23 protein-coding genes are annotated in these 23,790 nt (G+C 65.6%); 8 read left to right on the top strand and 15 right to left on the bottom strand.

Going from position 1 to position 23,790, the window contains the following annotated elements; all coding sequences use genetic code 11:
• Nucleotides 1-23: 23 nt before the first annotated feature.
• From AC1DOX_RS17845 to AC1DOX_RS17830, 4 genes are all read right to left on the bottom strand, one after another.
• A complete protein-coding gene (locus tag AC1DOX_RS17845) occupies nucleotides 24-1,778 on the bottom strand; it encodes a class I adenylate-forming enzyme family protein (protein WP_441618273.1) in 1,755 nt (584 codons plus the stop codon).
• 87 nt (nucleotides 1,779-1,865) lie between these two features.
• The gene (locus AC1DOX_RS17840) at nucleotides 1,866-2,630 is read right to left on the bottom strand and encodes an SDR family oxidoreductase (RefSeq protein WP_441618271.1); all 765 of its coding nucleotides are present in this window, start codon (nucleotides 2,628-2,630) and stop codon (nucleotides 1,866-1,868) included.
• Between the two features lie 242 nt (nucleotides 2,631-2,872).
• Nucleotides 2,873-3,760: an arylamine N-acetyltransferase family protein gene (locus AC1DOX_RS17835; RefSeq protein WP_441618269.1), complete on the bottom strand. Its 888-nt coding sequence runs from the start codon at nucleotides 3,758-3,760 to the stop codon at nucleotides 2,873-2,875.
• Nucleotides 3,761-3,810: 50 nt separating this feature from the next.
• On the bottom strand, nucleotides 3,811-4,533 hold the full coding sequence (locus AC1DOX_RS17830; protein ID WP_441618267.1) for a Crp/Fnr family transcriptional regulator: 723 nt from the start codon (nucleotides 4,531-4,533) through the stop codon (nucleotides 3,811-3,813).
• A 175-nt stretch (nucleotides 4,534-4,708) separates the two neighbouring features.
• Between AC1DOX_RS17830 and AC1DOX_RS17825 the strand changes: the two genes are divergently transcribed.
• Both AC1DOX_RS17825 and AC1DOX_RS17820 read left to right on the top strand, forming a co-directional pair.
• Nucleotides 4,709-5,206: an Mpo1 family 2-hydroxy fatty acid dioxygenase gene (locus AC1DOX_RS17825; protein WP_441618265.1), complete on the top strand. Its 498-nt coding sequence runs from the start codon at nucleotides 4,709-4,711 to the stop codon at nucleotides 5,204-5,206.
• A gap of 244 nt (nucleotides 5,207-5,450) precedes the next feature.
• Nucleotides 5,451-5,912 (top strand): HU family DNA-binding protein, encoded by a 462-nt coding sequence (locus AC1DOX_RS17820; RefSeq protein ID WP_092140245.1) that lies wholly within the window; start codon nucleotides 5,451-5,453, stop codon nucleotides 5,910-5,912.
• 197 nt (nucleotides 5,913-6,109) lie between these two features.
• On the opposite strand, the gene AC1DOX_RS17815 is transcribed toward AC1DOX_RS17820, so the two are convergent.
• Both AC1DOX_RS17815 and kdgD read right to left on the bottom strand, forming a co-directional pair.
• The gene (locus AC1DOX_RS17815) at nucleotides 6,110-7,024 is read right to left on the bottom strand and encodes a glutaminase (protein WP_441618302.1); all 915 of its coding nucleotides are present in this window, start codon (nucleotides 7,022-7,024) and stop codon (nucleotides 6,110-6,112) included.
• Between the two features lie 116 nt (nucleotides 7,025-7,140).
• Nucleotides 7,141-8,055 (bottom strand): 5-dehydro-4-deoxyglucarate dehydratase, encoded by a 915-nt coding sequence (gene kdgD / locus AC1DOX_RS17810; RefSeq protein WP_441618262.1) that lies wholly within the window; start codon nucleotides 8,053-8,055, stop codon nucleotides 7,141-7,143.
• 423 nt (nucleotides 8,056-8,478) lie between these two features.
• Here kdgD and AC1DOX_RS17805 point away from each other — a divergent pair, with 423 nt between their 5' ends.
• Nucleotides 8,479-9,843, top strand: coding sequence for an MFS transporter (locus tag AC1DOX_RS17805; protein ID WP_092140247.1), 1,365 nt, complete (start codon nucleotides 8,479-8,481; stop codon nucleotides 9,841-9,843).
• Between the two features lie 17 nt (nucleotides 9,844-9,860).
• Nucleotides 9,861-11,450, top strand: coding sequence for a galactarate dehydratase (gene garD, locus AC1DOX_RS17800; protein ID WP_441618260.1), 1,590 nt, complete (start codon nucleotides 9,861-9,863; stop codon nucleotides 11,448-11,450).
• Nucleotides 11,451-11,600: 150 nt separating this feature from the next.
• Here the strand turns inward: garD and AC1DOX_RS17795 are convergent, their stop codons facing one another.
• Nucleotides 11,601-11,969 carry a 5-carboxymethyl-2-hydroxymuconate Delta-isomerase gene (locus AC1DOX_RS17795; RefSeq protein ID WP_092140250.1) on the bottom strand — a complete coding sequence of 123 codons (369 nt, stop codon included), beginning with the start codon at nucleotides 11,967-11,969 and terminating at the stop codon, nucleotides 11,601-11,603.
• Between the two features lie 155 nt (nucleotides 11,970-12,124).
• Here AC1DOX_RS17795 and AC1DOX_RS17790 point away from each other — a divergent pair, with 155 nt between their 5' ends.
• A complete protein-coding gene (locus AC1DOX_RS17790; protein WP_441618258.1) occupies nucleotides 12,125-12,613 on the top strand; it encodes an MgtC/SapB family protein in 489 nt (162 codons plus the stop codon).
• A gap of 48 nt (nucleotides 12,614-12,661) precedes the next feature.
• Here AC1DOX_RS17790 and AC1DOX_RS17785 read toward each other — a convergent pair whose 3' ends face one another.
• Nucleotides 12,662-13,477 (bottom strand): IclR family transcriptional regulator, encoded by an 816-nt coding sequence (locus AC1DOX_RS17785; protein ID WP_441618256.1) that lies wholly within the window; start codon nucleotides 13,475-13,477, stop codon nucleotides 12,662-12,664.
• 13 nt (nucleotides 13,478-13,490) lie between these two features.
• A complete protein-coding gene (locus AC1DOX_RS17780) occupies nucleotides 13,491-14,969 on the bottom strand; it encodes a class I adenylate-forming enzyme family protein (protein ID WP_441618300.1) in 1,479 nt (492 codons plus the stop codon).
• Nucleotides 14,970-15,318: 349 nt separating this feature from the next.
• On the opposite strand from AC1DOX_RS17780, the gene AC1DOX_RS17775 reads away from it, so the two are divergent.
• Nucleotides 15,319-15,984, top strand: coding sequence for a TonB-dependent receptor (locus AC1DOX_RS17775; RefSeq protein ID WP_441618254.1), 666 nt, complete (start codon nucleotides 15,319-15,321; stop codon nucleotides 15,982-15,984).
• Between the two features lie 40 nt (nucleotides 15,985-16,024).
• On the opposite strand, the gene AC1DOX_RS17770 is transcribed toward AC1DOX_RS17775, so the two are convergent.
• Nucleotides 16,025-16,939 (bottom strand): AraC family transcriptional regulator, encoded by a 915-nt coding sequence (locus AC1DOX_RS17770; RefSeq protein WP_477101443.1) that lies wholly within the window; start codon nucleotides 16,937-16,939, stop codon nucleotides 16,025-16,027.
• A 116-nt stretch (nucleotides 16,940-17,055) separates the two neighbouring features.
• On the opposite strand from AC1DOX_RS17770, the gene AC1DOX_RS17765 reads away from it, so the two are divergent.
• Nucleotides 17,056-17,601 (top strand): carboxymuconolactone decarboxylase family protein, encoded by a 546-nt coding sequence (locus AC1DOX_RS17765; RefSeq protein ID WP_441618250.1) that lies wholly within the window; start codon nucleotides 17,056-17,058, stop codon nucleotides 17,599-17,601.
• A 131-nt stretch (nucleotides 17,602-17,732) separates the two neighbouring features.
• On the opposite strand, the gene AC1DOX_RS17760 is transcribed toward AC1DOX_RS17765, so the two are convergent.
• From AC1DOX_RS17760 to AC1DOX_RS17750, 3 genes are all read right to left on the bottom strand, one after another.
• Nucleotides 17,733-18,383: an HAD domain-containing protein gene (locus tag AC1DOX_RS17760; protein WP_477101442.1), complete on the bottom strand. Its 651-nt coding sequence runs from the start codon at nucleotides 18,381-18,383 to the stop codon at nucleotides 17,733-17,735.
• Nucleotides 18,384-18,710: 327 nt separating this feature from the next.
• Nucleotides 18,711-18,914 (bottom strand): hypothetical protein, encoded by a 204-nt coding sequence (locus AC1DOX_RS17755; RefSeq protein WP_441618246.1) that lies wholly within the window; start codon nucleotides 18,912-18,914, stop codon nucleotides 18,711-18,713.
• Between the two features lie 246 nt (nucleotides 18,915-19,160).
• Nucleotides 19,161-20,765 carry a methyl-accepting chemotaxis protein gene (locus tag AC1DOX_RS17750; protein WP_441618244.1) on the bottom strand — a complete coding sequence of 535 codons (1,605 nt, stop codon included), beginning with the start codon at nucleotides 20,763-20,765 and terminating at the stop codon, nucleotides 19,161-19,163.
• Between the two features lie 373 nt (nucleotides 20,766-21,138).
• Here AC1DOX_RS17750 and AC1DOX_RS17745 point away from each other — a divergent pair, with 373 nt between their 5' ends.
• Complete coding sequence (locus AC1DOX_RS17745; protein ID WP_441618242.1) at nucleotides 21,139-22,971, top strand: phosphodiesterase; 1,833 nt, start codon at nucleotides 21,139-21,141, stop codon at nucleotides 22,969-22,971.
• A gap of 41 nt (nucleotides 22,972-23,012) precedes the next feature.
• Here the strand turns inward: AC1DOX_RS17745 and AC1DOX_RS17740 are convergent, their stop codons facing one another.
• The gene (locus tag AC1DOX_RS17740; RefSeq protein WP_441618240.1) at nucleotides 23,013-23,432 is read right to left on the bottom strand and encodes a winged helix-turn-helix domain-containing protein; all 420 of its coding nucleotides are present in this window, start codon (nucleotides 23,430-23,432) and stop codon (nucleotides 23,013-23,015) included.
• Nucleotides 23,339-23,698: a response regulator transcription factor gene (locus AC1DOX_RS17735; protein ID WP_441618238.1), complete on the bottom strand. Its 360-nt coding sequence runs from the start codon at nucleotides 23,696-23,698 to the stop codon at nucleotides 23,339-23,341. The genes AC1DOX_RS17740 and AC1DOX_RS17735 overlap by 94 nt, the downstream gene beginning before the upstream one ends.
• Nucleotides 23,699-23,790: the final 92 nt, after the last annotated feature.

Here is a 23,790-nt window from a genome sequence, read left to right as displayed (position 1 = left end):
CATAGCGCGCCTACATATCGCGCCTAAGCTTCGAACAGCTTCCGCAGGTTCGATTTCAGGATCTTGCCGTTTGGATTCCGGGGCAGCATCTCCGCGCGGACGATGACGCGTACCGGCACCTTGAACGCCGCCAGCCGCTCGCGCACAAACGCCTGCAGTTCCGCCTCCGTCGCCTGCATGCCCGGTTTCAGGCTGACCACCGCCGCTGGTTCTTCGCCCAGCGTGCGATGCGGAATGCCCACCAGCGCGGCGTCCATGATGGCCGGGTGCTCGTACAGCGCGCTTTCCACCTCGATGCAGTAAATGTTCTCGCCGCCGCGGATCAGCATGTCCTTCATGCGATCCACGATGTAGAGGAAGCCGTCCTCATCCACCCGCGCGATATCTCCGGTATGGAGCCAGCCGTCGACGAAGGTTTTTGCCGTGGCCTCGGGCTTGTTCCAGTAGCTGTGGACCACGTTGGCGCCCCGTACCATCAGTTCTCCGGTCTCGCCCACGGGCAGGGCGCGGCCAAAACCGTCGTCGATCTTCATCTCGCCGATCGGCAGGGCCGGGCCGCTGCTGTCCGGCCGCTGGATGTATTCCTCGGCACTGTGGCTGGTAAACGTGGCCGATGTCTCGGTCATGCCCCAGCCGATGCCAGGCGCCGCCCCCGGAAAAGCTTCCTTGATGCGTCGGACGAGTTCGGGCGAAGCCGGCGCGCCGCCGTAGTGCATGTTCTCTAGCGAGGTGAGATCGAAATCCCCGCGCTGCGGGTGCTCGATGATCTGCCACGCGATCGTCGGCACGCCGCCGGCCGACGTACACCGTTCGCGCTCGATCAGCGTCAGGGCGCGCAAGGTATCCCAGCGATGCAGCAACACGACCTTGCTGCCGGTGGCCAGCGCGCCGTTGAGCACGGACATGCAGCCCGTGACATGAAAGAACGGGACGGCCAGCAGGGAGCCTTTCTGCGGGGCGTTCGGATCGGGTTCCGGAATCGGCTCGCCCCGGCGCAGCAGGTTGCGCAGCGGGCTGAACTGGCCGGCCACCGCAACCGAGGTGGCGTTGCGATGAGATCCCACCGCGCCTTTCGGCTTGCCGGTGGTGCCGGAGGTGTAGAAGATCGTGGCGTCTTCATCCGGGTCCAGGGACACGGCCGGCAGGGACTGCGACGGCAGCTGCGTCCAGGTGTCGGAGGTCCCGATCACGGATTCGAGCGAGGCGATGCGCGGGTCCGCGTTGCCGGGGCCTGCGCCCGCCGGCAGGCGTGACACGTAGACACGTTCCAGCGCCGGGCAGCCCGGCAGGTGTTCGATGATCCGGTCCAGCCGTTCGCTGTCGACGATGGCGACGCGGCTGCCGGAATCGGCCAGGCCGTATTCGAGCTCTGGCCCGGTCCACCAGGCGTTGAGCGGCGTCACGATGGCACCGGCCAGGACCGCGCCATAGAACGCCACCGGCCATTCCGGCAGGTTGCGCATGGCAACCGCCACGCGATCGCCCTTGCGCACGCCGTCACGGACTAGTTGCTGGGCCAGCGCGGTGGCGGCCAGGGCGAATGCGCGGTAGCTCACGCGCTCGTCCTCATAGACGACAAAAGTTCTCTCGCCCCACGCCGCGGCAATCAGGAAGAGATCGCGCAATGTGGGCGGCGCATTCTTCCAGACCGTGGTGGGGATGCCCCGGATCACGCGCGTTTCCGTTTCGAACGGCGCGCCCGGCGCGGTCAGCCGGGCGTGGGCCTCGGCAAGGGAAATGGCCGGCCAGGTGCCGGTGCGCTGCGGTTGTTGCGACATGACTGCCTCCGGGACTGCATTGCAGGTGGACGTGCAGAAACACGATGGCGGCGCGTCGGCGCGACGTGCCGCCCCGCAGGCGAGTGCTCAGATCGTGACGCCGCCATCCACGACCATGGCCTGTCCGGTCATGAAGGAGCTGGCCGCGGAGGCCAGGTAGCACGCGGCGCCGGCAATCTCGATCGGTTCGCCGATGCGGCGCAGCGGGGCGCCTTGCGTGGATTGCTTGTAGCGCTCCGGGTCTTCCCACAGCGCGCGGGCAAAGTCGGTCCGGATCAGGCCCGGGGCGATGCAGTTGACGCGCACGTTGTGCGGCCCGAACTCCACCGCCAGGTTGCGCGCGAGCTGGAAGTCGGCGGCCTTGGAGACGTTATAGACGCCGATCGTGGGCGAGCCGCGCAGGCCGCCGATCGACGACACGATGATGATCGACCCGTCGCGGCGCTCGATCATCTGCGGCGCCACCATCTGGATCAGCCAGTGGTTGGAGATGACATTGTTGTCGAGCACCTTGCGGAACTGCTCGTCGGACACGCCGCTCATCGGGCCATAGTACGGATTGGACGCCGCGTTGCAGACCAGTACGTCGATCCTGCCGAAGGCACGGTTTGTCTCGTCGACCAGGCGCTGCAGATCTTCCTTGGAGGAGATGTTGGCGGGCACGCCGATGGCGGTGCCGGCACCGTGCCTGGCGTTGATGGCGTCGACGACTTCCTGGCAGGCCTCGGCCTTGCGCGACGAGATGACGACTTTGGCACCCTGTACGGCCATTTGCTCTGCAATGGCCCGGCCAATGCCGCGCGAGGAACCGGTGATGATGGCAACCTTGCCCGACAGATCGAACAATGACATGGCGTCTCCTGGTGGAATGCGACGGTCGTGCCGCCGCTTGATTGTGTGAAGTGGCCGGGACATTATGGGGACGCCGCCAGCCCCAGTCCACCGCCAACCCACCTTGCTAGGCGCGGTATCAGCAAACTTTCTGCGGGCAATTCACGCGATGCATGACAGCGTGCCGCACCGTGGAATTTGCGGCACTCGGCGCGGCTCCGGCACACGAGCGGGTGCCACGCCCGCGCCGCCGAACGCATCATTCAGAGGGGTTTTTCCCTCGCCAGAAGGGCCGGCAACGTGCTGGCCAACGCACCGCGCAGGTCCTCGTCCAGGCGAATATGGAAGCGTTCGGCGAGCGTGTCGATGACCGCGTCCGCCGTGCGGAGCACCTGTTTGCGGACGCTGCCGTCCGGGGCGCGCTCCGAAAAATCACCATTGCCGAGTGCGAGACGCGCGTCGCCATCGCTGCGGGCCACCATCAACGTGTGGGTGAATGGGCTGTCCGGATGCGTGGAGACGTACCAGTTGCGCGCCACGAAATCGATCCGGGGTTGCGGCGTGAGGTCGAACCGGTAGATCGCGCGCCAGCCGTCCTCGCCATCCGCGGGGTTGCGCACCGCCAGGTCGTAGGCATGGAACGCGGTGCTGGTGGCAGACGCCGGACTCGGCAGCAGGCGGTAGGGCACGGCATCGTCGATCGGCAGGGAGAGCGGCAGCGCGCGATCCGGGGTTGGGCCACCGAAGCCGACATCGGCGATATAGCTTTCGTGCTCCACTTCCACGCGCAACAGCATGTGCGACAGGCCGGTGGGCGTGGCCTCCGGAACGTCCCAGCGCACCCGCGCCGCCAGCGGGATCACGGTGAAGCCGAGCGCCTTCAACCCGGCGCAGAACAGCGTATTGAGCTCGAAACAGTAGCCCCCGCGGCCTTGCCGGACCAGCTTGTCGAAGATCGACGGCAGGTCGATGGCGACGGGTCGGCCCAGCAGCGAGTTGAGGTTTTCGAATGGGAGATGCACCAGTTGCGCCGCGATCAGCGCATCGAGGGACGGCAGCGTCGGCGCGGGCGGGGTATCGATACCGATACGGGCCAGCCACGCGTGCAGCAGTTCCGGGGCAAGGGGTGCGATTTCGTCAGCGGGAAGCATGATGGGTCGTTCGCAGGCTGTTCGTGGACTCTTCGTGGACCTTTCGTGGGCTACTCGTAGGCATCCAGCGCACCCACGTCCAGCAGTTCGATGCCGGCATAGTGCAGCCGCAGCAAGCCGCGCGATTCCAGTTCGCGTAGCGCGTGATTGACGGTCTGGCGGGATAGCCCAAGCATCTGGGCCAGCTGTTCCTGCGGAATTCGCAGCGCCAGCGGCGTGGAGGCGGGTTGCGCCGGCCGGTTGCCAAGCCCGTGCGCGAGCGCCGCCAGGCGGCGCGCCGTGCGGGCGGTGGGCGCCAGCAACTGGGCTTCCTCGACAAAGCGGAACGCCTGCCGCGTCTTGCTGGCCAGCAGGCGGCCGAAGGCGGGCCACCATTCGGGATGAATCGCCAGCCGCGCATCCAGCGCCGCACGCGGCACGTTCAGCAGCGTCACGGCATTGATCGCGCGCGCGTCGTGCGTACGGGGCAGGTTGTCGAACAGGCATATCTCGCCAAACCAGGTGCCGGGCTCCAGCAGACCGAGCAGCGCTTCCTTGCCCGTTGCCGCCGTGGCGTGGATCTGCATCGTGCCGGAAAGGACGCAGTAGAGGCCATCGAATGGGTCGCCGCGCGCGAACAGCGTGGCGCCGGGCGCCACGCGGCGTGGCCGGGCGTCCTCGAGCAGTGCCTGCTGCAGGGCCTCCGGCAGCGCGGCGAACCATGCGCCGGCGCGCACGGCGGCGAGTCCGTCGGCATCGAGGGATGGGGGCGGGGCAGGCGTGGCCAGACCCATCGGGGCGTCTCCTGTCGTTGTTGTTCGGCGTTGCCGTCGCCGCGCGCGAACTGTCAAAAACCGGACAGACTCGCGTGCGTCGTGCCCACTACTATAAATCCACATCGCCACCGGCACCGATGCTCCATGCACGTCACGGACATCGCCAGCCGGGGCTTCCACCGGAGACGCCCCCGTGAAAACCCTGATCGAACATCTGGCCGGCTACGCGGCCTATCACCGCGATCCTCGCAACGTCCTCACGCATTTCATCGGCATTCCGATGATCGTGCTGGCGGTCACCACACTGCTCGGCCGCCCCGCGATGCCACTCGGCGACGGCGATCTGTTCCTGACGCCGGCGATGGTCGTGTACGCGCTGTCGTGTCTCTTCTACCTGCGCCTGTCGTTCGGTTTCGGTGTGGCGATGGTCGTCATCCTGGCCATATTTCTCTGGGCCGGCGCGTGGATCGCCGCGCTGCCGACGGCCGCATGGCTGGTCACGGGCATCGGCCTGTTCGTCGTCGGCTGGATCATCCAGTTCGTCGGCCACTATTTCGAAGGACGCAAACCGGCCTTCGTCGAAGACCTCGTCGGCCTGCTGGTGGGCCCGCTTTTTCTCGTCGCCGAGACGGCTTTCGCGATGGGCCTGGCGCGCGAAACGCACGACGCGATGATCGCGCATGCGCACTGAACGGTGCGATTCGCACGCGTCCGACATCGCGAAAGTGGGGGGACGTAGGCCTCCAACGCGCATCCGCTGACGCAAACCAGCGACAAAACCCGGGGTTTTCACTTGGTTTGACCTGTCGCATGTACGAAAAGCCCTTGACTTGCGGTGGTTTCCGCTATGATTCAGTGCGTACCGGCACCCATGATCTGCGACGCGTGTAGCGTTGCAATTCGCCGGGACACTTCTTCAACTCTCGTATATCGATATGGCGACCAAAGCGAAACCGACCGCGAAGACTGCAACCAAGCCCGCTGCCAAGAAGGCCGCGGCAACCAAAGCACCCGTGAAGGCTGCTGCCAAGAAGGCCGCTCCGGCCAAGAAGGCTGCTCCCTCCGCCGCCGCGGCAACCCCGCGTCCGCTGAAGGACACCTTCAACAAGTCGAGCCTGGTCGCTCACCTGGTAGCTCAAACCCAGCTGGAAGCCAAGGCCGTGAAGTCGGTGCTGGCCCATCTGGAAAGCACGATCGTTGGCGCGCTGAACAAGAAGGGCGCTGGCGAATTCACGCTGCCGGGCCTGCTGAAGGTGACCGCACAGCAAGTGCCGGCCAAGAAGAAGCGCTTCGGCAAGGACCCGTTCACTGGCGAAGAGCGTTGGTTCCCGGCCAAGCCGGCCAGCGTCAAGGTCAAGGTGCGCCCGCTGAAGAAGCTGAAGGACGCCGCGGCCTGATCGCCACGACCTTTGGTAGTTGCTGCTCCGGTTTCGATTCGTCGGCGCCGGACAGCTTAAAACCCCACGTTCTCACGAGCGTGGGGTTTTTTGTTGGGCGATGCCCCCGAATCACGATGCCTTGATGGTGCGCGTTCCCTCGCGCGACTCCCGCTCGGGAACCACCCACCCGGAACAACGGGCTCAGTATGGCGAGCTCAGAACAACGAGTGCCCGCTCAGCGTAGTCAGCCACTCAAGCGCCTGGACGCCGGCGAGGGAATTGCCGTGCGCATCGAGTCCCGGCGACCACACGCAGACCGCCCATTCGCCCGGCAGCACCGCCACGATGCCCCCGCCCACGCCGCTCTTGGCGGGCAGGCCGACGCGGTAGACGAAGTCCCCCGCCGCGTCGTAGGTCCCGCAGGTCAGCATCAGCGCGGACAGCCGCTTGGTCGGGCTTTCGTCCAGGATCCGTTCCCGGCTGTAGGGCACCACACCGCCATTGGCCAGGAACAGCGCCGCGCGCGCCAGGTCCTCGCAGCTCATGGTGATCGCGCACTGGCGGCAATACGCGTCGATGACCCTTTCCACCGGCATCTCGATCCGGCCAAAGCTCTTCATGAAGTGCGCCATGGCGCGGTTGCGGTCGGCGTGTTCGAGTTCGGACTGCGCCACGCAAGCGTCGTAGTCGATTGCCGGGTTGTTGCTGAGGCGGCGCAGGAACTGCACCAGCGCTGTCTCGGCCTGGACAAAACGGCCGCAGAGCACGTCAGTCACCACCAGCGCCCCGGCGTTGATGAATGGATTGCGCGGGATGCCTTGCTCGTATTCGAGCTGGACCAGCGAATTGAAGGCGTTGCCGGACGGCTCGCGCCCCACGCGCTGCCACAGGTCTTCACCGAGCAGCTGGAATGCCAGCGTGCAGGAAAACAGCTTGGAGATGCTCTGGATCGAGAACGGCACGGTGGCATCGCCCACGCCGTAGCAATCGCCTTGGGGCGTGACCAGTGCCATGCCGAAATGATCCGGCGAGACGTTGCAGAGTTCGGGGATGTAATCCGCCACACGGCCCTTGCCGATCAGTGGCTGGATGTCGTGGTGGATGCGGGCGAGGATGGCGGGATAGTCCATGCGGGCAAGCATAGCAGCGAGCGTGCCAGCTCGGGCCCATGAAAAAAGGAGCCGGCGGCTCCCTCTTCGTCGGCGACGAACCCGGGGCAGGGCCCGGGTTCCGCGGCCTTACTGCGTTACTGCGGTCCCAGCTTCTTGATCAGCGCGTCCAGCTTGGCCATTTCCTCTTCGGTCAGGTCGGTCAGCGGGGCGCGTACCGGGCCTGCGTCGTGGCCGACCAGCTTGGCGCCGGCCTTGACGATGCTGACCGCGTAGCCGTGCTTGCGGTTGCGGATGTCGAGGTACGGCAGGAAGAAGTCGTCGATCAGGCGGCCTACGGTGGCGTGGTCATCGGCGGCGATGGCGCGATAGAAGTCCATCGCGGTCTTCGGGATGAAGTTGAACACGGCCGACGAGTACACCGGCACGCCCAGCGCCTTGTAGGCGGCGGCGTAGACTTCGGCGGTGGGCAGGCCGCCCAGGTAGGCCAGGCGGTCACCGAGCTTGCGGCGCACGCGCACCATCGCCTCGATCTCACCCACGCCGTCCTTGAAGCCGATCAGGTTCGGGCAGCGATCCACCACGCGTTCCAGCAGGTCGGCGCCGATGCGCGAGTTGGCGCGGTTGTAGACGATCACGCCACACTTGGTGGCCTTGCAGACCTCTTCGATATGGTTGGCGATGCCTTCTTCGCTGGCTTCGGTCAGGTAGTGCGGCATCAGCAGGATGCCGTGGGCGCCCAGGCGCTCGGCTTCCTTCGCGTATTCGATGGCCACGCGGGTCGGGCCGCCGGCGCCGGCCAGGATGGGCACCTTGCCGCGGCAGGTTTCCACCGCGGTGCGGATCACGTTGGAGTAGTCCTGCTGCGTCAGCGAGAAGAACTCACCCGTGCCGCCGGCGGCGAACAGGGCCGACGCACCGTACGGGGCCAGCCATTCCAGACGCTCGATATACGTGTTCGCGCGGAAGTTGCCTTGCGCGTCGAAGTCGGTGACGGGGAACGAAAGCAGGCCGTCCGAGATAATCTGCTTGAGTTCTTGCGGTGTAGTCATGTCGCTCTTCCTGATCGCCACATGGCGAATGTGTATGAAGGGGTGGGGCAAGCCGGTGTATTTATCTCGCCCCATCCAGTGTTGATGGATTCGAGATAAGTCATCGTACAACTAACAACTTGACGATGCAAGAGGTCAGGGCGCAGTTGAGGGAAAACCCGGGGCATTTCGGGGCCCCTGAGGTGAGGTATCCCGGTCCGGACGCGTCGCGCGTCATCCGTCAAACCACCCGCAAAGCCGCAAGCTGATTGAAAGGCTGAGCCAATACGGTATGCACCGTGGTATGGCAGCGTGCACCGAATCAGGGTAAACGCGCACTGTGTCTGCAAGAACCACGTCCTTATAATCCAAGTCGTACGACGACATATCACACCGGCCCCCACGCATTTCCGCATTCAGGTCCGCCGGCTGTGAGGAGACACGATGAACTCAAGCCCTACCTCCACTGCAGCCGCCGCATCCGGCGCGCGCCGCACCAACGTCCGCTACTGGATCCTCGCCCTGATTTTCATTGTCACGACGGTGAATTACGCCGACCGTGCCACGCTGTCGATTACCGGCCCCGCCATGCGGGAGGAGTTCGGTTTTTCCGCCGTGCAGATGGGCTACATCTTCTCTGCCTTCAGCTGGGCGTATGTGATGGCCCAGATTCCCGGCGGCTGGCTGCTGGACCGCTTTGGCGCGCGCCGCATCTATGCGGCCAGCATTTTCCTCTGGTCATTCTTCACCTTGCTGCAGGGCTGGCTTGGCATGTTCGCGACGATTGGCGCGGCCATGACGGTGCTGTTCATGCTCCGGTTTGCCGTGGGCCTGGCCGAATCGCCGGCGTTCCCGGCTAATGCCAAGGTGGTCGCAAGCTGGTTCCCGACGGCCGAGCGCGGCACCGCATCCGCTATCTTCAATGCGGCGCAGTACTTTGCCGCCGTGGTCTTCACGCCGCTGATGGCCTGGGTCACGCACACCATGGGCTGGCACCACGTCTATATGTGGATGGGCATCATGGGCATGGCCCTGGCGATGCTGTGGCTCCGCATCATGCGCAGCCCGGCCACGCACCCGGCCGTCAACCGCGCCGAGCTGGAGTACATCGAGCAAGGCGGCGGCCTGATCCACATGAGCGAAGGCGCCGGCAAGGCCGACGGCAAGACGGCCGCACCCGGTGGCTGGTTCTACGCCCGCCAGCTGCTGCGGAACCGTATGCTGGCCGGCGTGTACCTGGGCCAGTACTGCATCAACGTGCTGACGTACTTCTTCCTGACGTGGTTCCCGGTGTACCTGGTGCAGGCCCGTGGCATGTCGATCCTGAAAGCCGGTTTCGTCGCCTCGTTGCCAGCCATCTGCGGTTTCCTTGGCGGTGTGCTGGGCGGCGTGATTTCCGATTCGCTGCTGCGTCGTGGCTACTCGCTGACCGTGGCACGCAAGGTGCCGATCGTTGCCGGCATGCTGCTGTCCGTGTCGATGATTGCCTGCAACTATGTGGACGCCGAGTGGCTGGTGGTCGGCATCATGGCGCTGGCGTTCTTCGGCAAGGGCATCGGCGCGCTGGGCTGGGCCGTGGTGGCGGACACCGCGCCCAAGGAGGTGATGGGCCTGGCCGGCAGCATTTTCAATACGTTCGGCAATATCGCCGGGATCGTGACGCCGATCGTGATCGGCTATATCCTCAGTGCCACGGGATCGTTCAACGGCGCCCTGGTGTTCGTGGGCATTAACGCGCTGGTCACCGTGCTGAGCTACCTGGTGATCGTCAAGGACATCCGCCGGGTGGAACTGAAGCACCCCCAATAACAGAAGGAATCCCCAAAATGTCGGAACTGTCGGAACGGGATACGCAGGCCGCGACCACCGTCGCGCCGCTTTACATCCGCATTCACGCCAATGACAACGTGGCGATCGTCGCCAACGACGGTGGTCTGTCGGCCGGCACGGTGTTTCCGTGCGGCCTGACGCTGGTGGAACGCGTGCCGCAAGGCCACAAGGTGGCGCTGGTCGACCTGAAGAAGGGCGACGCGGTGACCCGCTACAACGTCACGATTGGCTATGCGTTGCAGGACCTGCCGCGTGGCAGCTGGGTGAATGAACGCGTGATCGAAATGCCGGTGGCGCCCGGGCTGACCGATCTGCCGATCGGCACGCGCTTGCCGGCCCCGCTGCCGCCGCTGGAGGGCTACACGTTCGAGGGCTACCGCAATGCGGACGGCTCGGTGGGTACGCGCAACATCCTGGCCATCACGACCACGGTGCAATGCGTATCCGGGGTAGTGGAGCACGCGGTGCGCCGGATCAAGGCCGAACTGCTGCCGCGCTATCCCAATGTCGACGACGTGATCGGCCTGGAGCACACCTATGGCTGCGGTGTGGCGATCGACGCGCCCGATGCCATCGTGCCGATCCGCACGCTACGCAATATCGCGCTGAACCCGAACTTCGGCGGGACGGCGATGATGGTCAGCCTGGGCTGCGAGAAGTTGCAGCCGGATCGCCTGATGCCGCCTGGCACGATCCCGATCCAGACCGGTGCCGGCGAGGTACAGGTCGGCGTGGTCTGCCTGCAGGACGAGCAGCACGTCGGGTTCGGGTCGATGATCGACTCGATCATGACGATGGCAGAGACCCATCTGGCAAAGCTCAATGCCCGCAAACGCGAGACCTGCCCGGTATCGGATCTGGTCGTCGGCGTGCAGTGCGGCGGCAGCGATGCGTTCTCGGGCGTCACGGCCAACCCGGCGGTAGGGTTTGCCACTGACCTGCTGGTGCGCGCCGGCGCCTCAGTGATGTTCTCCGAGGTGACGGAGGTCCGTGACGGGATCGACCAGTTGACCGCGCGGGCCGCCACGCCGGAAGTGGCCGAGGCGATGATCCGCGAGATGGACTGGTACGACCGCTACCTGGACCGCGGCCGCGTGGACCGCAGCGCCAACACCACGCCGGGCAACAAGAAGGGCGGGCTGTCGAACATCGTGGAAAAGGCGATGGGATCGATCGTCAAGTCGGGCAGTTCGCCGATCACCGGCGTGCTGTCCCCGGGCGAGAAGCTCAAGCAGAAAGGGCTGATCTATGCCGCCACGCCGGCGAGCGACTTCATCTGCGGCACGCTGCAGCTGGCGGCCGGCATGAACCTGCACGTGTTCACCACGGGCCGCGGCACGCCGTACGGCCTGGCCGAGGTGCCCGTCATCAAGGTGGCCACGCGCAGCGACCTGGCCCGCCGCTGGCACGACCTGATGGATGTGAATGCGGGCCGCATCGCCACCGGCGAGGCCACGATCGAGGACGTGGGCTGGGAGCTGTTCCGCCTGATGATCGACGTGGCCAGCGGCCGCAAGAAGACCTGGGCGGAGCACCACAAGCTCTACAACTCGCTCGCGCTGTTCAACCCGGCGCCGGTGACCTGATGGTCTGAGATTGCTTGATGGTCTGATGAGCCATCGCCGTGAACGACAACGCGCGCCAGAAACCTGGCGCGCGTTGTCGTTTTGACGTCCTGACGTTCCGACGTCCGCGCGCGGGGTTCCGCACGCCGACCGCGGGCGCTTCCAGCCGGCTCAGTTGCCAATAATCTGCTTGGCGAAAGTCGCGCGCTCCATCTCCCGAACCGTCACGGTGACCTGTACGTTCTGCCCGGCGGCGCCCGGCCGAACCGCTTCGGTAATCGCATTGCAGACGATCTCGGCAAGCTGCTTGCGCACCGCCTGATCGCGTCCATCCAGGATCGACAGCGTGGCGTGGACAAATGCGCGGTCGACGTTTTCCGTTCCCTGGCGGTAAGTGGATAGCGTCACGCAACGCGACTTGATATCCGGTTCCTGAAACTGCCCGCTGGCCAGCAGCGCGGCGTTGGCTTCATCCAGCAGTTCTTCCTGCGAACAGGTCAGGCGGGTGTTCTCGGTGAGTTCGATGACGAGGTGCGGCATGGCGTGTAGGCGTGAGTGGGCAGGGGAGCAAGCATCGTACGGTAATCTGCCACAACGTGCTGCACCACGCGCCCATGACCCGCGTTAAGCTGTGGGCATCTCGGCGATTGCGGCGTATCCGTGGCCGATAATTTCCTGATGGCATTCCACGGGGCATGGACCAATTCTCGCTTGACCTCTTTCTTCGCCTGTTGGGCGGCCTAGCGGCGGGGGCCATCATCGGCCTGGACCGCAACCTGCACGGCAAGGCGGCCGGCATGCGCACGCTGGGGCTGGTCTCGCTCGGGGCGGCAGCGGCGGTCACGGTGGTGGCGCAGGCGGGCCATTCGCCCGATGCGATGTCGCGCGTGTTGCAGGGCCTGCTGACCGGAATCGGGTTTCTCGGCGTAGGCGTGATTGCCCGCCACGGCGTGCATGACCGGCCGCAAGGGCTGACCACGGCCGCCGCGATCTGGCTGGCGGCGATTCTTGGTGCCGCCGCCGGCGCCGGATACTACGCCGTGGTGATCCTGTCGCTACTGCTCGGGCTGTTGCTGCTCAGGTTCGGGGGGCATTTTGAAATGCGTCTGCATGAGCGGCTGGACAAGCCACCGGCGGAAAGTCATCCGGGCCACAGGCAGGATCCGAAAGATCCTGACCTGTAGGTCACCCCATCTGGACTTCCCGCCCCTTATCCGTGCCGTCGCCCCCTTTCAGGCGGTGACGCCGCAGGCAGCCTCGATCTGGCGAATGTGGTCGCACAGCAGCGGCCGTACCTTTTCCAGCAAGTGAGCCGGTGGCACGATCGCGTTGGGCCCGCTGCAGCTGAGCGTCATTGGCGGCAGCGACGGGCCCGGACGGAAAGCCAGGGCGATCGAGTTGATGTCGGGCAGCCAGTCGCCGAACGACGTGGTGCAGCCCAGCCGGCGCGATTCCTCGCGGGAGTTGGAGAGGATGCCTTCGGCATGGGCGGCGCTGACGCGGTCGTCGGTGCGGAACGCGGCCAATGCCTGGCGTTGTTCCGCTGGCGGCAGCGCCACCAGGTAGGCCCGTCCGGCGGCCGTGGTCAGGCCGGAGACGCGGCTGCCCACCGCGACGCGCAGCGTCAGGTAGCTCTCCGACTGGCAGTTCTCGAAAATCAGCATGCGACCGCGATCGCGCACGATCAGCGATGCCACACCCTGCGACAGGTCCGCCAGTTCCTGCATGAACGGCCGCGCCACCGCCAGCACCTCGGCACCTTGCTGCGCTGCCGGGGCAAGGGCCAGCGCGGAACTGCCCAGGCGATAGCGCACGGGATCGGTCAGCGCCTGCAGATAGCCCAGTTCAGTCAGCGTGTGCGTCAGCCGGGAGATCGTGGACTTGGGCAGGCCGCAGCGCTGCGCCAGCTCGGCATTGCCGAGTTCATTGTCGAAGGCGCGAAAACACGCCAGCACGTCCAGCCCACGCGCCAGTGCGGTGACGAAGTGGCGGTCTTCCTTGCGATTCCCATCCTTGGGGGCGGTGAGGGTGTCTGCCTGCGTTTCCATGTTCGCTTGTGTATCAGGCCTTGCCGGTGGCCAGTTGCTCGCGCAGTTTTGCTTTCAGGATCTTGCCCGATGGCGCCGCGGGCAACTGTGTGACGATGCGGATCTCGGCCGGCATCTTGTATGCCGACAGGCGGTCGCGCAGGAAGGTGCGCAGTGCGGCCTCGTCGAGCGTCATGCCGCCGCGTACCTCCACGAATGCGATGACTTCCTCGTTACCCTCCACCGCACGGCCGACCACGGCCGACTGCAACACGGCCGGGAAGGCGTTCAGCGACTGCTCGACCTCCTCCGGATATACGTTGAAGCCCGAGTGAATGATGATTTCCTTGGAGCGGCCGACGATCGACACGGCCCCGTCGGGGTCGATGCGCGCCAGGTCCCCGGTGTGCAGCCAGCCTTCGCTGTCGATGGCCTGCTCGGTCAGGTCGGGACGGCGATAGTAGCCCTTCATCACGTTCGGACCCCGTACCAGCAACTCGCCGCTGCCGTCCGGCAGGAGCGGCCCCAGCTGGATTTCCACGTGCGGCACGGCAGGTCCGACGGAGCAGTCGCTGCGCGGCGATTCCACGCGCGTCTGGCAGACGGTCGGCGAGGTCTCGGTCATGCCGTAGCCATTGTTCAGGAGGATGCCGAAGGCGTCCTCGAAAGCGGCTTTCAGTGACGCGGTGAGGGGCGCGCCCCCCGACTGCGCGATCCGCAGCGAAGGCGTGCGCAACGACTGGCCCTGCGCACGACTCCACTCGATGACCTTCGCGTACATGGCCGGCACGCCGTGCAGGACCGTCAGTTGTTCCTCGATCAGCGTGCGCGCTAGCTTTTCGGGCCGGAAGCGCGGCTCATAGTAGACCGTGGCGCCATTGGACAGCGGGCCCACCAACAGCACGGACAGCCCATACACGTGCGAGATCGGCAGCACGCCATAGACGCGATCGCCCGGCTGCACGCGAGACTGCATGCGGTTGGAATGGCCGATGAACATCAGGTTGGCATGCGTCAGCATCACGGCCTTCGACGCACCCGTGGTCCCCGTGGTGTAGATCAGCGCGGCCACCTGGTCGTGCGCATCCGCCGCTACCGGTTCCGCCACGGCGTTGTCGTCGACCGGGCTGACCAGCAGGCGGCCCACATGCGGCCACTCGGCCCACTGTGCGCCGCGCGCCAGGCCATGCTCGCGTGCCTCGGGAAAATCGTTGTCGAGATACAGCGTCACGCGGGCGCCGGCGTGTTCCACGATGTTGGCGATCTCACGCGCGGACAGCCGCGCATTGACCGGTACCGACCACGCGTCGATCGCGCTCAGCGCCAGCAGGATGATCGCGCATCCCACGCTGTTTTCGGTGAGCAGCACCACGCGGTCGCCCCCGCGCACGCCCAGAGTCGTCAACGTCTGGGCGGTCTGGCGCACGGCGGCATCCAGCTCGCCATAGCGCAGCGCACGGTGCGCATCCATGACGGCCACGCGGTCGGGGTCGCTGGCAACCCACGGGGCCATGGTCTGGTGCAAGCGCTGGAAAGCGGGCTGGAAGGGAGGGAGGGTGGCGTGACCAGAACGGTCCGGCTTGTCGGTGGGGGAGATGGGGGTGGTGGGTGTGGCGGTACTACGCATACATGTCTCCGGCTAAGGCGTCCGGCGTGATTCCACCGGTATTCGTTGGACCGGATCGTCCCATCGATTGGCGGACGCTGTCAACCGCAGTGTGGAATTGAAATTCCGCAATGCAGAATGCAAGATGTGAAGCGGGAAACTCGTCGCTCCATGAGGCGCGCTGTTTCTGGGTTTTTGCAACATGTCTGGCATTGTCTTGACGAAAATACAATGGCAGATGCGGTCTGGGATACACGTGTCGGTCTACTACAACCACATCGAAGGGCTCGCGCAAGGGCCGACGCCGCCGACCCGTGCGATCAACCGCGACGAGGTGTTTCCGCCGATCAAGTCCAAGCAGAACGAAGCCGGCGTGAAGTACGACGCGGGCACGTTTGGCACGACGCTGGCCGTCTACGAAATCAAGCAGCCTACTGGCGTGACGCAGAACGACGTGTTCAGGGTCGCGGGCGAGCAGCGCAACCGCGGCGTGGAGTTCAGCCTGTTCGGCGAGCCGATGCGCGGCGTGCGCCTGCTGGGCGGCGTCGCGTATATCGACACCAAGGTGTCGAACACCGGCGATGCGAACACCGAAGGCAAGCAAGCGGTGGGTGTGCCCAACTACACGCTGAACCTGGGCGCCGAGTATGACCTGCCGTTTGTGCCGGGTTTGACGGTGTCCGGCCGTTATCTGCAGACCGGCCGGCAGCAGGTCAACGCCACCAACACGATCAGTGTGCCGTCGTGGAACCGCTTCGACCTGGGCGCGCGCTATGCCTTCAAGGCGGCGCAGCAGCGCTATACGGTTCGCGCGTTGGTCGAAAACCTGGGCAACAAGGACTATTGGTCGTCCGCATACGGCGGCTACCTGGTCCAGGGCGCGCCGCGCACGTTCAAGGTGGCGATGACGGTCGACTATTGACGTCAGCCTGACGGGCATTGTCAGGCATGACGATGCCCGCTTAGCGAGCCTCCCGGACCTCGATGTCGCGCAACCAGTCGCGCGGCGACTGTCCCACCTTGGCCAGGAACACCCGTGACAATGCCGACGCATTGGCATACCCCAGTTCGTCGGCCATCAGCTTGATCGGTACGCCCGCGCGCAGCTTCGACTGCGCTAGGCTCACGCGCCAGTCGGCCAGATAGTCGGCGGGCGTCTGGCCGACGATATCGCGAAATGCTGCCGCAAAGGCGCTGCGTGACATGCCGGCGCAAGCGGCCATGCTCTCAAGATTCCACGCGTCGCCAGGCGACTCATGGATGGCCACCAGCACGCGGGCGAGTCGCGGATCGGACATCCCTGTAATCAGCCCGGGCTGGATGCCGGCCTGGTCCGGATGGTCCAGCAGCCAGCGCAACAACTGGATGACCACCACCTCGAACAGCCGGTCCGCCAGCAGCCGCTGGCCGCAGCGCACGCGTTCCGTTTCGGCGAAAAGCAGCGCCAGCGCGGGATCGAGACCCTCCACACGCGCCAGGGGCAGCACAATCAGCGGCGGCAATGCGCGGGCGATCGGATTCATCGCACCGCCATCGAAATCGAGCGTGGCGCACGTGAACTGTGAACCGTCGACTGGTGGGTTGTGGAACATGTGCACCGTCTGGCGCGGGTAGAACAGCAGCGTCGGTTCATCGATCCGCAAGCGTCGCGGCAGTGCGCGCGAGGCGTGCGTGACCTCCATGTGGCCTTCACGCAGGACGTGGAGGAAGCCCCGGCCTTCCTCGTCGAACCGGGTGACGCCACAGAGCGGGCCAGCATGGAACAGGTGGGCTCGAATGCGAAAGCGCTCGAGCAGCGCGGACAGGCGATCGGGCGGCGGCCCGGCGGTCGGCGGCATGGTCTGGATGAATGGGTATGTTTGGTGGATGAATTGCATCCTTCCGTGCGGTGTTCGCGGCGATAGTGGATTCCAAGGGCAGCGGCCTCGTGCACCACGCCAACGCCCGAAACCCAATCCGGCTTTTCGCCTGACACCAGTAGAAGGAGTTCATCATGACCGCACGCGTACCCCTGCATAGTGCCGAGACAGCCCCGGCTGGCGGCGCTGCTGCCCTTGGCCAGATCCAGGCCGCCTTCGGCACCACGCCGAACATGTTCCGCGCTGTTGCCAATTCACCCGCCGCGCTGCAATCCATGTGGGGATCGTTTGGCGCACTGGGTGGTGGCGTGATCCCTGCCCAACTGGGCGAGAAGATCGCCGTGGCCATTGCCGATCGAAATCGCTGCGAATATTGCCTGGCCGCCCATACCGCGCTGGGCCGCAAGAAGGGCGCATCGGCAGAGGCGATGGCGGCGGCACAGGCCGGTCGCTCCGACGACCCGAAGACGGCTGCGGCCATCACGTTTGCGCTGAAGGTGGTCAACAATCGCGGTCAGCTTGGCGAAAGCGATGTCACCCAATTGCACGCCGTCGGATTTGGTGACGAGGAAATCGTCGAGATCCTGGCGCACGTGGCGCTGAACCTGTTCACCAACTACGTCAACGTGGCGTTCGACGTACCAGTGGATTTTCCCGGCGTGAAGCTGAATCCCCGCTGATCTCGCGCCGATCCTGCGCGCATCCTGATGGGATCTCACGCGGAACCTGCGCCGTTGACCGTTGACGCACCTATGAAAAATGGCCGCAAATCATTGCGGCCATTTTCTTTAAACGGAAGGCTAGGGGGCGCTCAGGCGTGGATCACTGCCGGTCGGAGGCTCTGTCCGGTCAGGCTGGCCACGGCGACGGCCATCGCCTGCTCGCGTGCCTCGGCTGCGGCCGGGGCCGGCATGAAGCGCTCCGGGGCCTCGCGCGCCAGTTGCTGCAGGTGGCGCAGCTTGGCCTTCAGGCCGGGCTCGACGCGCGAATCCGGCGTCACCGTGGATGGGCACGCGACACCGAGGATGTCCAGTGCCTGGCGGAAGTTGGTCACCGTGAGGCCTTCTGCGGGATCGACGCTCACCAGGTGCGCGCGCTGCGTCGCGCTCATTGTCTCGGGGGCTGCCGTGGACAGGATCACCCAGGCGCCCGGCGCGGAGCGTTGCGTGAACCAGGCGTCGATCTCGGCGCCGTGTCCACCCGCCACGCGCGGGGTCATGCCTTCGACCTGCAGGTCCAGTTGCTGGAAGATCGCCGCCGGCGTGCCGCGTCGCCATGCATCCGACACCACCACGCGGGCCCCGGCGATGCCGAACAGGCGGCGCAGGAAGCCAAGCGCGATGGGATCGAAGAACCTGACATCCCGCAGGGTTCCCGTGTTTGGCATACCGCCCAGGCGGGCAGCGGAGCGGTCCGAATACAGGACGCCGGGTACGTCCAGCATGATGAGGCGTTCAGACATGATTTCCTGTGGTGGTCAGTCGCTGTTTGGATGAGACAAGCGTACTCGGCTATGACGTGCCAGAGGCGACACAAAATGTGCGTAAGTGCAACAGTTCTGTAACTTGATCGCTCAACTCGTAAATGCCGGTTACCCCTCGATGTCAATTGTTTCGGGCCGACACACCTGCGTTCGGACTGGTGCGAACCAGGCGCGGGAAACTGGCCAAATTGCGGGCCACACAATGGGCCAATGCAGGAGAAAACGGGGCGCGAGGCCCCTCGGTTGACATGCAGACAATTAGGGAATTTACGGACAGGGCGATGGGGGCCGCCAACCGGCGTCGGCTCAGCGCTTCTTCAAAAGTTGCATTTCGAAATGCTCAAAAACCTGCTGGCAGGATTCGTTGCAGAACAACATGCCGTCGGACAGCGGCGCCTCACAGGCATGGCAAGTGCCACATGGCCTGAGGCGCGGCGCCCAGTCCCTGCCGTCCGCCTCGAAGTCGTTCTGGAACGATGTGTCGTCTTGCACTGCCTTGCGTAGCGGCATGCGCGGTCCTCGCTTCCTTGTCCAAGAGTCGTCCCAGGATGTCCCCAGGTCGCCCAAAGGGAGTGTCACCGCCCAGCCGTCTGCGGTAGCTGAGCGCTGATGCTACGGGCACGGGTGGGCGTGGACAAATCGGAATATCCCGATTTACGGCAGCGAGGTCCAAAAACTGAAGCCACAGCGTACGACACTGCGGCTTCGGCCTGGGCGGAAGAAGCGGGGAGGCGAGCGCCCGCCGCGGTCAGACGGTCAGAAGTGGAAGCGTGCGACGTCCGATTCCAGCGCGGCCGCCTGGCTGTCCAGCCGCGCGGCCTGGGTGGTGACGGCCTCCACCAGCGCGCCATTCTGGGCGCTGGTCTGCTCGAGCTGGCCCAGTGCGTCGCCCACGGTGCGGATGCCCGCGGCCTGCTCATCGGCCAGCTCGCGCAATTGGCCGGCCAGCGCGTGACTGTGGTTCACGGCGGATTCGATGCCTTCCATCGCCGCCACCACGCGACTGCTCAGGCCGGCGCTGCGTTCGATTTCCTTGGCGGCATCGCCGACGATCCCGCCAATCTCGCGCGCCGCATTGGCACTGCGTTGGGCCAGGGCGCGCACCTCCTGCGCCACCACGGCGAACCCACGCCCGGCGACACCCGCGCGCGCAGCTTCCACGGCGGCATTCAGTGCGAGGATGTTGGTTTGAAACGCAATGCTCTCGATGACCGAGACAATCTCCGAGATGTTGCGCGAATGGCCGTGTACGTTGGCCATGGCGCCGCTCATGTCGCGCACCACGGCCATGCCCGCATCCGTGGCTTCGCGGGCCTGGCTGGCCATCGCGCTGGACTCGGTTGCCTGCGCGTGGGCCTGCTGGACCAGCGTGGTCAGCCGCGCCACGTTGTCCGCAGCCTCGGCCAGCGCGGAGGCCTGGCGGCCGGTGCGCGCGGCCAGTTCCTGGTTGCCCGATGCGATGCCGCTGCTGGCAGCGGTGATCTCGTGCGCGCAATCCTGGATGCGGGACAGGACGCCGGCCAGTTGATCGCGCATGCCCGCCAGGAAAAACAGCAGGCTGCCGTTGTCGTGCGCGCGCAGTGCAATGCTGGCGGTGAGGTCGCCGCTTGCGATGCGATCGGCGACGGCCGCGGCGTCACGGGGCTCGCCACCGAGCTCGCGGGTCAGGCCGCGCGCGGCAAACCAGGCCAGCAGTGCGGCCGCGATGAAGCTGGCGACCAGCAGAGTCGCCATGACCGTCTGCGCGGTCACCTGGCTCGCCGCCACGCCGGCAACCGTGTCGGCGGCCTGGCGCTCCAGCGCCTTGCGCGTGGTCTCCATGAGGACGCCGAGCTTCTGCAGTTGTTCGCCGAGGAAATGGCCGTCCACGGAGACAGCGCTGTCGAACTGCAACGCATCGAGCGGCTGCTTTCGAATCAGGGCCACATAGGCGCTCATGAGTTCGCCAGCGGCTGCGCGCTCCTTGAGGAGCGCTTCCGCCTGCCGTGGTGCGGCTTGCCGCACGCCATCGACAGCCTGGTCGAGCTGGCGCAGCGCCTCCTGGATATCGTTGGCTGCGGTATCGCGTTCACTGGAACTGGTGGCCAGCGTCAGGGCCAGTTGTGACTGCCCCAGCGTTGCGAGCGACGCCCGGGCCCGCTCGGCCGAAATCGCACCGCGCATGTCCCGCTGATACAGCGTATCGGTGTCCTGTTTGAGAGCGATGAGATTGACGATCCCGGTCAGGCCGACGATGGCCCCGAATCCGTAGATCAGGACGAAGGCGGCGGAAAGCCGCACGACCAGCGGCAGGCGCGCCAGCTTGCGCCACGCCGACCCGGCTTGCGCGCGCGGCAGATTGAGCTTGATGGCTTGCAACACGAAACACACTCCTCCGAGACAAAAGCCCTGGCCATGCCATGACCCTTTTGACCACTGCCGGACCTGCCTTTCTGTCTGTCCCGGCGAGGGCATCGAAGACATGGTCCTGTTGCAGTGCAGCGCGATGTTCGGCGAGTGGTGTGACGTCGGCGTGACACTCTTGTTTCATCAGGAATGTCACACCAGCGACACATTGTTGTCATGAAATGACGTCCGCTTCATGCCAACCTGCCTCACTAATGATTGCTCCGGACTGGCCGTTAACCTGCGGGTGGCCCGTCATCCGCCCTGACGGGGCACGGTCACTCCGGCTCGCTTGCGAGGGGGCGGCCCGCATTCGTCATTCCTTGCGCGCCTAGCGTCTTCCTGTTCCATGCTGCCAGTCGTCTCCGAGTCCGGCGCGGCCCCCGAGGCCGTGCGCCTGCCGCCCCTGCACGCGGTATTTCAGCCCATTGTGACGCTGGCAAACAGCGAGGTGCTGGGCTATGAGGCGCTGATTCGCGGTCCGGTCGGGTCGGCCTACGCATCGCCCGATGCGCTGTTCCGTCTGGCCGAGGCAACCAACGGCACCGTTGCCCTGGAACTGGAGGCCGCGCGCACGGCGCTGGCCGCGTGGTCGTCCCTGGACCTGCCGGGCAAGCTGTTTCTGAATTTCAGTCCGCTGACCTTGCGCCGCCTGCTGGTGGGCCGTGGGCAGGCGATGGCCGCGCTGCTGGGCGCCGATGGCACGTCGAGTGCCGCCAGCGCCATCGCGCCTGCGAGTGTGGTGATCGAAGTCACCGAGCAGACAGCCATCGGCGATCCGGCCAGCTTCGGCCGCGCCATGACGGTGTTGGGCGAGATGGGCCTGCAATATGCGCTCGACGACTTTGGCACCGGCCATGCCAATCTGGACATGCTGGCCGACCTGTCGCCACAGTTCGTAAAGATCGACAAGTCGCTGGTGCAAGGCATCGGCTCCAGTTCGCGCCGGCTGGAGATCCTGCGCGCGGTGCTGCGGATGATGAGTGCATTCGGCGGACGCCTGATCGCGGAAGGCATTGAAGACGCAGAATCCCTGGCTGTGGTGCGGGACCTTGGGGTAGCCGCGGGGCAGGGCTACTTCCTGGGCCGGCCGGTGCCGACCCCTCCGCGGGAAGTGATGCCGGCGGTGCGGCAGGTGCTGGTGTCCAAGCAGATTGCGGTGTTTCCACAGACGCTACGGTCTGGATGGTCGGGGATGACGGCGGGGCGCCTGATGAGGCCCGCGCCGACGGCCAGCCCTGCGACCCTCAATAACGACGTGCTCGGCGTCTTTCACGCACAGCCCGATCTCCACGCGATGGCAGTGGTGGACGAGGAGATGCGGCCGATTGCGATGATCAATCGCCAGACCCTGATCGACCGATATGCCACGCCGTTCCACCGCGAGCTCTATGGCAAGAAGGCCTGCATCACGCTGGCCAGCCGGGAGCCGGTCTGCTTCGACACGCGCGCGGGACTGGAAGACATGGCGCACTGGTTTGCCGGGGAGCACCCACGCGCGTTGGCGGACGGATTTGTGATTACCGATGGCGGCCGGTATCTGGGCCTCGGCACGGGCGCGGACCTGCTGCGTGCGATCACCGAGGTGCGCATGGAAGCTGCGCGCTATGCCAATCCACTGACGTTTCTGCCGGGCAACATTCTGCTAAACCAGCATATCGACCGTCTGGTCGGTGCCGGTAGTCCGTTCCATGCATGCTACGTCGACCTGAATCATTTCAAGCCCTTCAACGATCGCTACGGATACTGGAGGGGCGATGAAATGCTGAAGGGTGCGGCCGCCATCCTCGCGGAGGCCTGCGATCCGGCACGGGATTTCCTGGGTCACGTGGGCGGCGACGATTTCCTCGTGCTGTATCAGGGCGATGACTGGGAGCGACGCCTCCGCGAGGCAATGACCCGTTTCAACGATGCCGCGCGGGCCATGTACGCACCGGCTGACCGCGCGGCGGGCGGCATTCACGGCGAGGATCGGTTTGGCCGGCCGGTGTTCTATGCTCCGGTCACGATGGCAGTCGGCGTGGTGCGCGTGAGCACGGAGGCCATGGCGGCGCAGCGGCTGGGCAGCCGGCACATAGGCGCGGCATCGGCCATTGCCAAGCGCGACGCCAAACGCGCGGCAAGCGGCATGGCGGTGATCGATCTGGGAGAGTTAGCCAGCCAAGGCGGCCTGGACAGCTGAGGCTGCCTGGGCAGGTCAGGGCAGGTGATGGGCGTTATCCGCTACGCCACTAGAAACGGCCGGGGTGTCTCGCCAAGGTCATGTCGGGCCACATGGTCGATGATATCGAGCCGGTAGCCCTGGGCGTAGACGACATTCACGGTAACGCCGCTCTCCGGACACAGGTTCAGTGTCCTACGCATGCGGGACACCAGTCCGGCCAGGGCGCGCGACAGGGGCGGGAGGTCGTGCCCCCAGATCGTATGTTCAATGCGCTTGCTGGCGAGGATCCGTCCCGCGTTGGCGAACATCAGCGTGGCGAGGTCGAATTCCTTCGGTGTCATCCGGATGCGTTTGCCGTTGAAGACAGCGAAACGTCCGATGTTGTTCAGTTCGTAGGGGACGGCACGGACGTGCATGGTGCCGCGAATGCGTGTGTCCGACATGCGCCGGCGCAGTGCGGCGATGCGCGCCAGCAGCACCCGGGGGGCAGCGGCCCGACTACGTAATCGTCAGCGCCCGCATGGAGGGCTTCGACGAGGTCGTCGTCATTGTTCTGGCTGGACAGCATGACGATGGGTACGTCGCGGGCACGCACCGAGCGGACCGCGCGAATGATGTCGATGGCGGAGACGTCGGGCAGTTCGCTGTCGATCAGCAACATGTCATAGCTGTCGTGCCCGAGGCCGTGGATCAGGTCCCGGCCGGCCCGGAAGAGACTGCATCGAAAGCCGGCGATGGACAGCATTTCCTGCAGAGGATGGCGGGGCGACTCGCGGGTGGCCAGCAGCGCGATGTTGGTGGTGACATTTATACAGCGGCTATCGGAACCTGAAACGG

The sequence above is a fragment of the Cupriavidus sp. 01L415 genome, from assembly GCF_056400065.1.
This window is presented reverse-complemented; position numbering and strand designations above follow the sequence as displayed.

Coding starts and splice junctions, on each gene's coding strand:
- AC1DOX_RS17795 (WP_092140250.1), bottom strand. CDS start 11,969: ATGCCGCACCTCGTCATCGAACTCACCGAGAACACCCGCCTGACCTGT.
- AC1DOX_RS17735 (WP_441618238.1), bottom strand. CDS start 23,698: ATGCTGTCCATCGCCGGCTTTCGATGCAGTCTCTTCCGGGCCGGCCGG.
- AC1DOX_RS17820 (WP_092140245.1), top strand. CDS start 5,451: ATGGCGACCAAAGCGAAACCGACCGCGAAGACTGCAACCAAGCCCGCT.
- AC1DOX_RS17765 (WP_441618250.1), top strand. CDS start 17,056: ATGACCGCACGCGTACCCCTGCATAGTGCCGAGACAGCCCCGGCTGGC.
- AC1DOX_RS17755 (WP_441618246.1), bottom strand. CDS start 18,914: ATGCCGCTACGCAAGGCAGTGCAAGACGACACATCGTTCCAGAACGAC.
- AC1DOX_RS17845 (WP_441618273.1), bottom strand. CDS start 1,778: ATGTCGCAACAACCGCAGCGCACCGGCACCTGGCCGGCCATTTCCCTT.
- AC1DOX_RS17770 (WP_477101443.1), bottom strand. CDS start 16,939: ATGCAATTCATCCACCAAACATACCCATTCATCCAGACCATGCCGCCG.
- AC1DOX_RS17805 (WP_092140247.1), top strand. CDS start 8,479: ATGAACTCAAGCCCTACCTCCACTGCAGCCGCCGCATCCGGCGCGCGC.
- garD (WP_441618260.1), top strand. CDS start 9,861: ATGTCGGAACTGTCGGAACGGGATACGCAGGCCGCGACCACCGTCGCG.
- AC1DOX_RS17780 (WP_441618300.1), bottom strand. CDS start 14,969: ATGGCCCCGTGGGTTGCCAGCGACCCCGACCGCGTGGCCGTCATGGAT.
- AC1DOX_RS17745 (WP_441618242.1), top strand. CDS start 21,139: ATGCTGCCAGTCGTCTCCGAGTCCGGCGCGGCCCCCGAGGCCGTGCGC.
- kdgD (WP_441618262.1), bottom strand. CDS start 8,055: ATGACTACACCGCAAGAACTCAAGCAGATTATCTCGGACGGCCTGCTT.
- AC1DOX_RS17840 (WP_441618271.1), bottom strand. CDS start 2,630: ATGTCATTGTTCGATCTGTCGGGCAAGGTTGCCATCATCACCGGTTCC.
- AC1DOX_RS17785 (WP_441618256.1), bottom strand. CDS start 13,477: ATGGAAACGCAGGCAGACACCCTCACCGCCCCCAAGGATGGGAATCGC.
- AC1DOX_RS17830 (WP_441618267.1), bottom strand. CDS start 4,533: ATGGGTCTGGCCACGCCTGCCCCGCCCCCATCCCTCGATGCCGACGGA.
- AC1DOX_RS17835 (WP_441618269.1), bottom strand. CDS start 3,760: ATGCTTCCCGCTGACGAAATCGCACCCCTTGCCCCGGAACTGCTGCAC.
- AC1DOX_RS17790 (WP_441618258.1), top strand. CDS start 12,125: ATGGACCAATTCTCGCTTGACCTCTTTCTTCGCCTGTTGGGCGGCCTA.
- AC1DOX_RS17760 (WP_477101442.1), bottom strand. CDS start 18,383: ATGTCTGAACGCCTCATCATGCTGGACGTACCCGGCGTCCTGTATTCG.
- AC1DOX_RS17815 (WP_441618302.1), bottom strand. CDS start 7,024: ATGGACTATCCCGCCATCCTCGCCCGCATCCACCACGACATCCAGCCA.